General features: G+C 46.1%; 9 protein-coding genes. 2 read left to right on the top strand and 7 right to left on the bottom strand.

Annotated features, from left to right (window positions below; genetic code table 11):
* Nucleotides 1-511 precede the first annotated feature (511 nt).
* Nucleotides 512-2,068: an Ig-like domain-containing protein gene (locus ACFS7Z_RS01180; RefSeq protein ID WP_377479618.1), complete on the bottom strand. Its 1,557-nt coding sequence runs from the start codon at nucleotides 2,066-2,068 to the stop codon at nucleotides 512-514.
* A gap of 573 nt (nucleotides 2,069-2,641) precedes the next feature.
* Nucleotides 2,642-2,917 carry a hypothetical protein gene (locus tag ACFS7Z_RS01175; RefSeq protein ID WP_377479615.1) on the bottom strand — a complete coding sequence of 92 codons (276 nt, stop codon included), beginning with the start codon at nucleotides 2,915-2,917 and terminating at the stop codon, nucleotides 2,642-2,644.
* Between the two features lie 535 nt (nucleotides 2,918-3,452).
* Between ACFS7Z_RS01175 and ACFS7Z_RS01170 the strand changes: the two genes are divergently transcribed.
* On the top strand, nucleotides 3,453-4,313 hold the full coding sequence (locus ACFS7Z_RS01170; protein WP_377479612.1) for a DUF2911 domain-containing protein: 861 nt from the start codon (nucleotides 3,453-3,455) through the stop codon (nucleotides 4,311-4,313).
* A gap of 201 nt (nucleotides 4,314-4,514) precedes the next feature.
* Here the strand turns inward: ACFS7Z_RS01170 and ACFS7Z_RS01165 are convergent, their stop codons facing one another.
* The 5 genes from ACFS7Z_RS01165 to mnmA form a co-directional block, all read right to left on the bottom strand.
* Nucleotides 4,515-6,947 carry a TonB-dependent receptor gene (locus ACFS7Z_RS01165; RefSeq protein ID WP_377479609.1) on the bottom strand — a complete coding sequence of 811 codons (2,433 nt, stop codon included), beginning with the start codon at nucleotides 6,945-6,947 and terminating at the stop codon, nucleotides 4,515-4,517.
* A gap of 9 nt (nucleotides 6,948-6,956) precedes the next feature.
* Nucleotides 6,957-7,613 (bottom strand): ribulose-phosphate 3-epimerase, encoded by a 657-nt coding sequence (gene rpe, locus ACFS7Z_RS01160; protein WP_377479606.1) that lies wholly within the window; start codon nucleotides 7,611-7,613, stop codon nucleotides 6,957-6,959.
* A 64-nt stretch (nucleotides 7,614-7,677) separates the two neighbouring features.
* Nucleotides 7,678-9,351: a S8 family serine peptidase gene (locus ACFS7Z_RS01155; protein WP_377479603.1), complete on the bottom strand. Its 1,674-nt coding sequence runs from the start codon at nucleotides 9,349-9,351 to the stop codon at nucleotides 7,678-7,680.
* A 3-nt stretch (nucleotides 9,352-9,354) separates the two neighbouring features.
* On the bottom strand, nucleotides 9,355-10,107 hold the full coding sequence (locus ACFS7Z_RS01150) for a hypothetical protein (protein WP_377479600.1): 753 nt from the start codon (nucleotides 10,105-10,107) through the stop codon (nucleotides 9,355-9,357).
* On the bottom strand, nucleotides 10,104-11,237 hold the full coding sequence (mnmA, locus tag ACFS7Z_RS01145; RefSeq protein ID WP_377479597.1) for a tRNA 2-thiouridine(34) synthase MnmA: 1,134 nt from the start codon (nucleotides 11,235-11,237) through the stop codon (nucleotides 10,104-10,106). The genes ACFS7Z_RS01150 and mnmA overlap by 4 nt, the downstream gene beginning before the upstream one ends.
* A 239-nt stretch (nucleotides 11,238-11,476) precedes the next feature.
* Between mnmA and trpF the strand changes: the two genes are divergently transcribed.
* A complete protein-coding gene (trpF, locus tag ACFS7Z_RS01140; RefSeq protein ID WP_377479594.1) occupies nucleotides 11,477-12,100 on the top strand; it encodes a phosphoribosylanthranilate isomerase in 624 nt (207 codons plus the stop codon).
* The last annotated feature ends 17 nt before the right edge of the window (nucleotides 12,101-12,117 follow it).

Raw genomic sequence — 12,117 nt, 5'->3', positions numbered from 1 at the left:
TAGAATGCTACAAAGTAAAGCTGTTTTTTGAATATATAAAAATATACCCGTTTAAAATATGCTACTAATACAAAAACGGCAGCACATTGTTTCAATAGCAGTAGCTGAAAACCGGCTAAGAGATGAGCTCGAAAAGCTTTCGTAATATAAATCTGCAAACAATCATGGTTCTACCCTAAAGTGGCATTTATCATAGAAAGAGCCACTATCCAACATCCTCTTTCCACTTATACCTCTTGAAAATGAAAAAGTTATCTCTTTCACACATGCTATGTAAGCTATAGTATCCTGTTTCATCAGGCAGCTTAAAACTATATAAGTTTAGCATTCACAAAAAGGTACATCAATTGAGCATCTTTTCTAATCTTTAATACTATTGCTACATCAGATACATAATATGACTTATTGTTAATGATGCTTTTGCTCCGTAATCAGCCTTATTAAAAGAGAAAGAGCCGGCTCCCTTACGGGCACCGGCTCTTTCTCTTTTAATAAGGCTTAAGACCTGGTACTATCTTTTCAGCACCATTTTGATTGTCTGTACACCTGAAGGAGTAATCAGTCGTGCAAAGTACATACCCTCCGGCATGTTACGGCTTTCAAACTCGTAAGAGTAAGTTTTGCCAGCCTCTGTCACGCCCATGTCTACTTTTCTTACCAAAGCACCTTTCACATCATACACTTCCAGCGCGAAGCTTTCCTCTTTCACAGAAGAGAAAGTAATCGTTGTTCTGTCGTTGTACGGGTTAGGGTAGTTCTGGAATTTAGTAGTCTCAAACGATTCAGGAGCAACTGTACCTGCTGAAACTAAACCTTTGGTTGAAGTTGACTTCAGTTGGTGAATAACGATGGAGCCACCACCAAGAAGAGTATTATCAGAAGTTAAGCCGTCTGTATCAGTAGTATTTACCTGATTGTCATACACCGTCACATCATTCAAATCAGTAATCCTGATTCTGAAACGATCTCCACTTACGTTATCATCAATGGCAGTAAGCATAAACTTGTAGCTACCTACTCCGTTGATAGAACCTGTGCCTTTAAATTGAGCTCTTGTTCCAGAAACTGTTAACCATTCATAAGCTGTGCTTTTAAAATTCAAGTTTCCTGCCTGGAATTGAAACTCAGTATTACCGGTAGGAATGGTTTGGCCTTTTTGGGCTTTAGCTACAAAGCCAAAGTTTGCCTTACCGCCTACACGCATAAAAGAACAAGTACCACATTCTAGTTCTGTAACAACTGGTGAATTGATCCAGCCACCACCAGTTACCATGCCATCTTCAAAGGCTACTACATATTCATAACGTTTGCTGATTGGGCCACATGAGTTAGAAATATTTGCCGTTAGTGCATAAACACCTATTTGGGCTGTAGTGAATGTAAATGTAGTGGAAAGCATTCCATTAGCAGTTGAAATTGCATTGCCGTTGATGAAAATTGTTGCTCCTGTGCCTTCAAGAGTGAAGGAAGCAGTTACTGGCAAAGTTCCTGTGTAGGGAATCTCAATTGTTAAAGGAGTGCCCACTTTCACGTTAGGTGCAGCAACTATTGCTCCATTTTGTTTGAAAGTAAAGTTTCCAAGTGCTACGGGGGTATTCACCGTCACGGTCACGCTCTGCATGGCAGTGTTGCCGCAGGTTCCCTCACGACGCACATAGTAGGTAGTAGTGGCAGTCGGGCTTACAGTAGTAGAAGCAAGAGCATTGGTGCCGGCTTCGTTTGTGTACCACTTAGTCACTGCGCCTGTACCAACAGTGCCGCCTGTAGCGCTCAGCTCGCTGCTGCCGCCTGGGCAGATGGCTGCCTGTGTTGCTGACACGGAAGTGAACTGGGTAGACTCAGTATTCACCGTCACGGTCACGCTCTGCATGGCAGTGTTGCCGCAGGTTCCCTCACGACGCACATAGTAGGTAGTAGTGGCAGTCGGGCTTACAGTAGTAGAAGCAAGAGCATTGGTGCCGGCTTCGTTTGTGTACCACTTAGTCACTGCGCCTGTACCAACAGTGCCGCCTGTAGCGCTCAGCTCGCTGCTGCCGCCTGGGCAGATGGCTGCCTGTGTTGCTGACACGGAAGTGAAAGCCGTAGAAGGAGTACACGAAAGCACATAAGTAGCTGTAACAGTTACAGGGTCAGCTCCAGAAGTTAGCCACCATCTTTCTGAACTATAATCAACCCTTACATCAGTGTTAATATTATTTTTTGTACTAAAGGCAGAAATTCCGTAAGTACCGGAGGTAGCTAATTTATATGTCTTGTTCACTCCATTGTCAACTACCGTAATTGTATTTGGATACCGAAACGATATAGAGGTATTATTTTTGACAGAATATGAGGTATTTGCAGAACCAGAAGGAGCAGTAAATGTTTTTGACTCTGTTATAGAGTGCTCTCGTCTATTCCAACTTGAACCCGTTACATAAGTATAGCTTATATCGCTAACTGTTATAGAAGTAGCAGGAGTAAAGCCCGTTGCTTTGAAAACAACAGCACCATCGGTAAAGTAAGTATGCGCATTAGCACCTGATTGCTTACCAACAACATGTACATCAAATGCAACACCAAGATGCCGATCTTCTATCTGGTATCTAATTGTCCAGTTGCCTTTTTCATCAACAGATATGCCATGATAGTCATGCTGATGTTATGCATGGAAAGCAGGAGTTTCTTCAAAATGAACATCTACCTGCTGATCCAAAGTCCAGCCGGTACCTGTGATGATGGCTACTTCTCCTGGGGCATAGTCTTCCTTATCAGATGTTACGGTAGGAACCGGTAAACCAGCTGCTGTATAAGCATCCGTTTCTGTCTGCGCATAACCACTGAAGGCCATGAGCAGCATCGCGAAGAGCGCGGTGGTGAAGTAAGTAAGGCTGTTTTTGCCCGTACTCCACCTGATTTGTAGAAGTTTTACATTCATGTGTTAGTTGATGAAAAATAGTTTAGAGGAGGTGAGAAAGTACACAGCAATACCTTCACCATGGCGAAAGCTGTGGCATAAAGCAAAGATAAAATTGTCCTCAGGTTTGCCTGGAAACCCCCGGGACTACATTTCTAATGATTGAAGATGAATAGGTAGATTTTAAGATAAAATTGCCTGCTATTATGAACTCAACTCATTACTTGTTCTGAAAGTTCAAATTTACGTTAGGATTATACAATAAAACAATACTTTTGTTTCATTTATTTTAATAAATAATCAATTAATTTATATATATTATTTTTAATTTTTTTATAAACCCAATTATTGTTAGTAAGTGTATCATAATTAGAAGTTTAAGTTTTGCTAACTCAAAATCCTTCAACTGTTGTTGTGACTATGTTGCACCTCTTAAGGAAAAATAATTTGCTACCTTTGCGCTATGTTATGTAGTTCCTGTAAAAAACATATCTAATCTGGCATAGTTTTTTCTCATAAACAGGTAAATGTGTAAGTGCTCTAAACCTTTTTCACCATGAAAAACTATCTGTTCTGTCTGCTTTTGTTTCTATTCATCGGTACCTATTCTGCCTCAGCCCAGGTGGTGCTGCCACAGGCAAGTCCGGCAGCAATGGTGAAGCAGACGATTGGCTTAACAGACATCACAGTAAATTATCATGCGCCTAGTGTTAAAGGCAGAAAGGTATTCGGGGACCTGGTGCCTTATGGCTCTCTATGGCGTGCAGGTGCGAATGAGGCCACGCTTATCACCTTCACCGATGATCTGTTTCTGAACCAGGAGCGTGTTCCAGCCGGCACCTACTCTTTTTTTATCTTTCCGCAAAGTGACTCCCTATGGCAGGTAGTGCTGAACAAAGACACAGGCTTGTGGGGTCTGGAAGGCTATAATGAATTGGACGATGTAGCATACCTGGAGGTGAAGCCGAAGAAGAATGAATTTACTGAAACGATGCAATTCTCCTTCTCCGATTTAAGCGCTAATAAGGGGAAGTTGAACCTGGCCTGGGAAAATATGAAGGTGACGCTTAATATAGAGACGGAGGTAGAAAAGAAAGCCCTTGCCAACATAAATCAAGCTCTTGCCAAAGCGGCTCCAGACGATTGGTACATCTGGGCACAGAGCGCTGAGTACATGCTCCCACGCAAGGAGCATCATGAAAAGGCGCTGGAGTGGATAAACAAGTCTATCGCTATCAAAGACAATTTCTTCAACAACTGGATAAAGGCAAAACTCTACGCCCACAATAACGAGTATAAAATGGCTTCCACGCTAACGGCAAAAGCCATAAAGCTGGGCACAGCAGAGCCAGAGAGTTACAAAGAGTACGCCAGCCAGATTGAGAAAGCCTATAATGAGTGGAAGAAGCGGAAGTAAGTATAAATAGCAAAGTAAAAGGGGAGCTATACCTGGTATAGCTCCCCTTTTACTTTGCTATTTATACTTAAAGGTGGCTAACTTCAGGTAGCTAATAAACCACCCCTAGCCCCTCCTTGAAAATAAGGAGGGGGAATTAAAAAAGCATTTAAGACTTATCTTTATGAATGAAGTGGATCGGCTCCCTTAAAAATTAAGAAACTAAAACTTGGCTACAAAGCGTAAGTTAAGGCGGCGACCGGTGAGGAAATTAGGAATGGCATAAGTGAGCCCATTTACGTCGCTCACATAGGTATAGGAAACGCGGTTCTTGGCATCAATCAGGTTCAGTACCTCCAGTCCTATCCACAGACTCTCCAGCGACACTTTCTTACGCTCTACCAGGTCACTTTCAAGTACAATTAATTTAGAGAAGCCGAGGTCAATACGCTTATAGGACTTCCCGTCAAAGGCATTGCGGTACTCCGGGCGACGAGGTGGCCCAAACGGCAAGCCACTGCCATACACCAGGTTCAGGTACATCCGGATGGTGGGATTGTCTGGCAGGTGATCCTGGAAGAATACACCTATGTTTACCAGTTGGTCTGTGGGTCTGCGGAGGTAGCCCTGCTCCTGCTTCCCTGTTATTTCACCCTGTCCATTGTAAACGAACACCGAATCGCCTAATACGTTTTCCTTTGTTGTCATCAGTCCCAGGCTCAACCACGACTCTGCTCCTGGTATAAACTCGCCATTCACACGCACATCAAAACCAGCGGCATAGGCTTTGGCATTGTTCCGGGCATAGTAACGCAGGCGTACATTGTCGATGTCGTAGGGTATGACGTTAGTCATCCATTTATAATAAGCCTCCGCCGTCAGTTTGAAGTCACGGCCCCAGGATTTGAAGAGGTAGTCGCTGCCCAGAATGGCATGTACAGACCGCTGGGCCTTAAGCTGAGGGTTCAGCTCCCCTGCAAAATTGCGCAGCTCGCGGTAAAAGGGCGGCTGGTAATATACTCCTAATGCGGCCTTGAAAGAGAGATCAGGGTTACGACGCGTGATAAAGGAATACTGCACGCGGGGCGAAATGTTCAGTTCCTGGTTATAATCCCAGTAAGTGGCCCGGAGACCGTAGGTGATGGTTTTGAGGGAGTCCAGTTCAAATGTATGCTGCACATAGCCGCTGTAGCGTAGGGTGTTCAGGTCGAGTGCTGCATTCAGAAAAGCGTTCTGGCTTACAAAGTCAGCTGAGTCTGTAAATCCATACTCTGACAGCTTATCTGAAATATGCTCTGAACTGATTTTAGCACCAAACTGCAGGTTACTCTGTTGGCTCAAACGCCAGGAGTTGCGTATCTCAGCTGCACCAATGCGGGCCAGCAGGGTATTGCGGGCATGATCGTACTGGGTGCCAAAACCAAGCTCCTGCTGGCACTCTCCTATGTTGTTACCAGTGGTGCTCACGTCACAAAGGCGGTAATACGCCTCCACATCCCGGAACTCCCGCTCCCAGGAATGCACTGCCGAAATGATGACTTCAGAAGTATAACTGTCTGAGAATCGGTGATTCAGGTTCAGGCCCGCCTGGTAGGTGGTATACTCCATCAGTTCCTGCCCATCAAACCCCACGGAAAGGCGGAGCGGTGCCTGCCGCGTTCCAAAAGTGGTTACCTGCGACTCCGGCTCTACATTAAAGTTGTTCCGGGCGTAGCTGCCCAATACACCTAAGGTGGTGCGACCCCGCCGCACGGAATCGCCAGAAAGGTCTACGCTGACATAAAACTGCGCATCTGTGAAGACAGGGTTATACCTGCCATCTACCTGCAAACCCTGCAACAGGTACTGCCCATTCTTATGGCGGGCTCCGAAGAGGTAAGATATCTTTTTGTTTCTGGAGGCAGTTTCCAGGTGCAAAGTACCACCTGTTAAACCACCGCTTACTGATCCGGCAACTTCTTTTGGTTGTTTATACTGTATGCTGAGTACAGAAGAAAGTTTGTCGCCATACTTCGGCTGCCAGCCCCCGGAAGAAAAGCTGATGTTCTCCACCAGGTCCGGGTTTACAAAGCTGAGTCCCTCCTGCTGTGCCGCAGTTATGAGGAAGGGCCGGTAAATCTCTATGTTGTTGACATAGACCAGGTTCTCATCGTAATTGCCGCCGCGCACCGAGTACGTGCTGGAAAGCTCGTTGTTACTGGTAACACCGGGCAGGGTCACGAGTACTTTATTGAAATCGCCATAGGCAGAGGGCAGCGTCTTGATATCGCGCGGGTCCAGTTTGGTGACGCTTACCTGCTCCCGTGTGTCCTGCTCTTTCTTTCCACGCACATCCAGCGTACCCAACTGCTGCGGATTCGGCTGTAGCACCAATTGCAGGTTCAGCGTCTCGTTTGGCTGCAGGGTAACTGTTTGCTGCAGTTCTTTATAGCCAAGGTACCTGACCAGCAGCACAAGTTCCTGAGCCGGCACGCGCAGCTCAAACTGGCCGTCTGCACTGGTTTGTGTGGCGATTGAAGTACCTTTTACCGCTACTGTGGCCATTTCGAGGGGCTGGCGGTCCGGGTTCAGTATAATGCCTGTGATGCGTGCCTGTTGCGCTGAAACTGCTAAAGGAAAAAGCAGCAGAAACCACACCGGCAGGTATCGCAACATCACAGGATTTTATTTAGAGGATGATTTCAGATCCGCGATAGTTTGCAAGGGATCAGCAGAGGAGAACACAAAGCTACCTGCCACCAATACATCTGCCCCTTTCTCCAGCAGCAGCGGTGCATTATGCTGGTTTACTCCGCCGTCAATTTCTATGAGTGCCTTTGAGTTGCGGGCGATGATCAGGTTTTTCAGTGCTTCAATTTTACGATAGGTGTTTTCTATAAATTTTTGTCCGCCAAAACCAGGGTTCACAGACATCAGCAACACCATGTCCGCATCTGAAATCACATCTTCTAATAAAGCAACAGGTGTATGCGGGTTGAGCGCGATGCCTGCCTTCGCTCCTGTTGCTTTTATTTGCTGCAAAGTGCGGTGCAGGTGCGTACAGGCTTCATAATGAACTGTGATGGTGTCGGCACCGGCTGCTCTGAACTGCTCAATGTACTGTTCCGGCTCCACAATCATCAGGTGTACATCCATAGGCTTTTGGGCATAACGCTTGATACCTTCCATTACTGGAAACCCAAAGGAGAGATTCGGCACAAAGCGGCCGTCCATGATGTCGATGTGCAGCCAATCGGCCTGGCTCTTGTTGAGCATCTCCACCTCCAATTGTAGATTGGCAAAATCAGAGGCAAGTACTGAAGGGGCAATTATTGGTGTCATACCTGCAAAGGTAATTTTATCTTTATAAACCAGCGGATGTTCAGGCTATGTAGCCGGAAAATACTTATAATTTTACAAACCTGAGCGTGACAACACGGCTTCCGGAGCGAAGACGGCACAGGTACAAACCAGCTTTTAACTGCTGTGGCTGTAGTTGTAGTGCCTGTTCTTCCCGGGCAGATGATATGTACTGCCTGTATACCTGCTTTCCTGTTGCGTCCAGCACCTGCACCTCCACGTTTTGTGTCCACCACTCCTGGTTCAGCGCCAGAATGATAGCTTCGTCTCTTACCGGGTTGGAAATATAGGCAGTGCCTTGTAGCGGCAACTGTGGAAGGACTGTCTGAACTTTGGCAAAATCCGGAATACCGTAGCCGATGCTGTTGTCCGGGGAAGCAGCATTGCTTCCAATCTGTCGCAACAGTTGTATCATCTGCATGTTTGTTTTGCTGTAGTTCGCCTGCCAGAGGCTTGCGACAAATCCAGCAATAATGGGCCCAGCAAAGGAGGTACCGTTCGCCTGCACCAAAGCTCCTCCCCTTGTAAGCACATAGGCCTTTGAACCCAGTGCCGCCACATCTGGCTTTACCTGGTTGTCTGCTGTCGGGCCAAAAGAACTGAAAGGTGCTTTCACACCCAAAGAGTCTACAGCACCTACTGCCAGCACAGAGTCAGCATCGGCAGGCGCTGAGATGTAACGCCAAGTTCTGCTCCCGTCATTGCCGGCACTCACTACCACCAGTATACCTGTTGCAGCCGCAAAATCTGCTGCCCTTGAAACAAGGGTGGTGTTACCGTCCATGTCTTTGTAAGTATAACTTGTGGATGGACTGTCGAAGGTAGTATAGCCGAGCGAGGAGTTAATGACATCCGCACCGGCGCTATCAGCATACTCAGCAGCCAGCAACCAGTTAATTTCTTCGATGTTGTGTTCGGAAGCGGCATCCTCCGTGCGCAGTAGCAGGTAATTGGCAGCATAGGCCGTACCTATCAGTTTGCCGGGTGCATAGGCGGCCATGGTAGAGAGTACGGCAGTGCCATGTGCATCAGCGCCAAATACGTTTTGCTGCTTCTGTACAAAATCGAACGTGCCCTTTAGCCTGTCCTTTTGAAACAGGTGCGAAAAAGCATCCATGGTATTCACAGCAGGAAAGCCGGCATCAAACACGGCAATTGTCATGTCCTCTCCGGCAAAACCGGCAGCATGCAGTTCATCTGCCCCCAGCATGTTCGCCTGGTGATAGCCTAAGCCATAGTCACTGCTATCCAAAGAAACTTTAGAAGGAGAAGAAAAATGCAGTCCCTCCATCCCCTGCTTCACATGCTGTCTCAATTCACCAGGTGAGGCAGCAATACGGTTAAGCGTTCTGGTGTTGCTAACGTAGGAAAGTGCTGCTATCTCCTGCAACTTATCGTCAGAGCATTGCACCACCGCCGCATTAAACCAGCGCGAGGTATACCACACCGGCACATTCAGCGCCTTCAGGCCTGCTACATAGGCTGGATTTACCGGAAGGTCCCGCGATTTGAGTGCAATGTTCTGCCGCTGCCTGCGCTCTATAGCTTTCGGAGAAAGATACTGGAGCGGATTTAAAAGGGAATAAGGAGAGTTCTTCTTGTCTGTGAAGTATACTAAACGCTTATGCTCCTCTGCCCCGGTACCGCCGCCAGTATCCTGTGCCGAAACAGCAGGAACAAGCAATAGGTACAGACTGAGGAAGAGGAGCAGTTGGCGCATAAGTTATTCGTTTCCGTGGGAGATGAGCTCTTCGTGACGCTCGTGGCCATGTATTTTATACTTTTCTCCATAAACACAATCTTCTATACTACAAGGAGTGTACATTACCCGGTTAAATATTTTGTATATAAGTCCCACCCCTTCAGCATATACCTCTTTTCTGTCATCTAATCCAACTCCATCATGAGAAGGATAACCTTGAATAACAGTTACTGTATTAAGATATGTCTTATCCATTAATGTGTAGGAAGCGCGTTTATTATGATAAATGGAGGGATCTTTGTCTAAATAATACTCTGCCCTTTTATTCGGGTCACGGCTGATTATATTTGCTTTATGGTCATTATAAGCATCACCTAACCAAGAAACTCCATCTTTGATAGGAAACACAAGCTTTACATATCTTGTATTATCTTTTGTTAACATGACCTTTGTACTCTGTTTTGAAACAACAAAAACGGAGTCCTCTACCCAGCCGCTGTTTTCATCTGGGCGAACAGAGCGAATGATTTTATAGTTAAGCTTGTCAGTCTGGTCGTAGAAGGATGTGTCCACACGTTCCATTAACTGGAAGCGGGTAGTATCCCCCACATTATGCTGAAAACGGATGTCTGTTACCTTGTAGATTCGGTAGTCCCCAATCTCTAACGGGTAATAGTCGTAACCCATTAAAGCAGGGTCAACTTCCTCTTCATTCCTGTCGCAGCCAGCTACAAAGCCCGCTATTACGACCAAAAGCAACAGGGCTTTTCTCATTGTTGTAGCACGTCCAGTTTATAATATTCAAGATTATAATTCGACTCAATCCAGCCCCCGCCTACTACATCGTCGCCTTCGTAGAAAACAGCTGCCTGGCCAGGAGCAATGGCATGCACCCCTCTCAGGAAATGCACTTTCATTTTGTCACCTACCTGCTCAATAATAGCTTCTGTGCCTGCATCGTTATAGCGCACCTTCGTCACCGTCGGGATAGGCTGGTCAATCAGATTCTCGTATTTCGACATACTAAGCTTGCCTACTGTCATGGCATTTTTGGCCAGTTCATCGTAGTTGCCCAATACCACCTGGTTTGTATCTTTTTCGATGCGGGTGACATACGCCGGAAAGCCTAGCGCAATGCCCAGGCCTTTGCGCTGCCCAATGGTGTAAAAAGGATACCCTTCGTGTTTACCCACTACAGTGCCGTCTTCCAGCACAAACTCACCACCTGCCACTCTTTCTTCCAGTCCCTCCACACGGCGCTTCAAGAAGCCACGGTAGTCATTGTCCGGGATAAAGCATATCTCATAAGACTCCGGCTTGTTCACCAGTTCAGTGAAACCACGGTCCAGGGCCATCTGCCGGATTTCTGTTTTATGCAATTTGCCCAGCGGGAAAATTGTCCGGCTCAGACCCTTCTGAGAGATGCCCCAAAGCGCGTAAGACTGATCTTTATTCTCATCCAGCCCTTTCGAAATGATGTACCGGCCATTCTCCTCGCGCACATTGGCATAATGCCCGGTAGCTATAAAGTCACAGCCCAGCTGGTCGGCCCGACGCAGCAGTGCATCCCATTTTATATGGGTGTTGCACAGCACACATGGGTTTGGCGTACGGCCGGCAATGTACTCATCTGTGAAGTGGTTGATCACAAAATCGCCAAACTCCTCACGGATGTCAATTATATAATGCGGGAAACCTAATTGTACGGCAATGTTACGGGCATCATTTATAGAGTCGAGGCTGCAGCAACCAGTTTCTTTCTTGCTGGCACCGCTGGAGGCATAGTCCCAGGTTTTCATTGTCATCCCCACTACCTCGTAGCCCTGCTCATGCAGCATCACGGCAGCCACCGAACTGTCGATGCCGCCGCTCATGGCTACTAATACCCTTCCTTTGTTACTCATCTATATAATATAGTGTATTTCTGCTTAAAAAATTTTATTAATGCAAATATAGCAACAACAAGAGAGTTATAAAGATTCAGGATGGTAATTAATCCAATTCAGAAGCCCCTGCATCTGACGCAAAACCATCCCAATATAGAAAAAAAGCGTAAAAAGTTGGCATGGTACAGGAATAGGCTTTTACTTTGAATAACAAGACAACATAGGAATTTTTAGATACGACACAAAAATATATAAACATGGGCTTACGTACCTCTGTTATAGTAAATGGCATTAATAACTTAAGTGATGCACGCTACTGCGCCGGCATGGGTGTAGACATTATTGGCTTTAACCTGAAACTGGACGATCCGGAACGCGTGCAACCGGCCGCTTTAAAAGAAATAACGGGTTGGGTATCAGGAGTGAATATTGCGGGCGAGTTTACACGTGCCAAACCGGAAATAATTAACGATATGTCAGAGGAATTTGGCTTGGATTACATTCAGTTGGACACGCCCTACCTGATAGACGAAATTGAAGAGATAAGCCGCCCGGTTATCCAGAAAATATTTATTAATAAGGATACGGTAGAGAGCGAGCTACTGGAGATGATGGAGCTGTACAGCCCGGTGGTACATGCCTTTATCGTTTATTCGGATGACTTCCAGAAAGTAGATGAAACCAATGTGAAGTTTCTGAAAAGCATAGCTAAACAGTTTAACGTATACATCGGCTTCGGAATAGACAAGGACAACATTTCCAAAACGCTTGATAAAATAAAGCCAGCTGGAATAGGACTGCAGGGAGGCAACGAAATCAAGCCCGGGTTGAAAGACTTTGACGAGCTGCAGGAAATCTTTGAAAAAATAGAAGAAGCCTGAGGTTTAAAAAGACACCT

Origin of the sequence: Pontibacter toksunensis (genome assembly GCF_042686245.1) — a bacterium.
Taxonomy (GTDB): Bacteria; Bacteroidota; Bacteroidia; order Cytophagales; family Hymenobacteraceae; genus Pontibacter; species Pontibacter toksunensis.
This window is presented reverse-complemented; position numbering and strand designations above follow the sequence as displayed.

Bases quoted from the DNA above. Each gene is read 5' to 3' on its own strand.
- ACFS7Z_RS01155 (WP_377479603.1), bottom strand. From the start codon at position 9,351: ATGCGCCAACTGCTCCTCTTCCTCAGTCTGTACCTATTGCTTGTTCCT.
- mnmA (WP_377479597.1), bottom strand. From the start codon at position 11,237: ATGAGTAACAAAGGAAGGGTATTAGTAGCCATGAGCGGCGGCATCGAC.
- ACFS7Z_RS01150 (WP_377479600.1), bottom strand. From the start codon at position 10,107: ATGAGAAAAGCCCTGTTGCTTTTGGTCGTAATAGCGGGCTTTGTAGCT.
- trpF (WP_377479594.1), top strand. From the start codon at position 11,477: ATGGGCTTACGTACCTCTGTTATAGTAAATGGCATTAATAACTTAAGT.
- ACFS7Z_RS01165 (WP_377479609.1), bottom strand. From the start codon at position 6,947: ATGTTGCGATACCTGCCGGTGTGGTTTCTGCTGCTTTTTCCTTTAGCA.
- rpe (WP_377479606.1), bottom strand. From the start codon at position 7,613: ATGACACCAATAATTGCCCCTTCAGTACTTGCCTCTGATTTTGCCAAT.
- ACFS7Z_RS01175 (WP_377479615.1), bottom strand. From the start codon at position 2,917: ATGAATGTAAAACTTCTACAAATCAGGTGGAGTACGGGCAAAAACAGC.
- ACFS7Z_RS01170 (WP_377479612.1), top strand. From the start codon at position 3,453: ATGAAAAACTATCTGTTCTGTCTGCTTTTGTTTCTATTCATCGGTACC.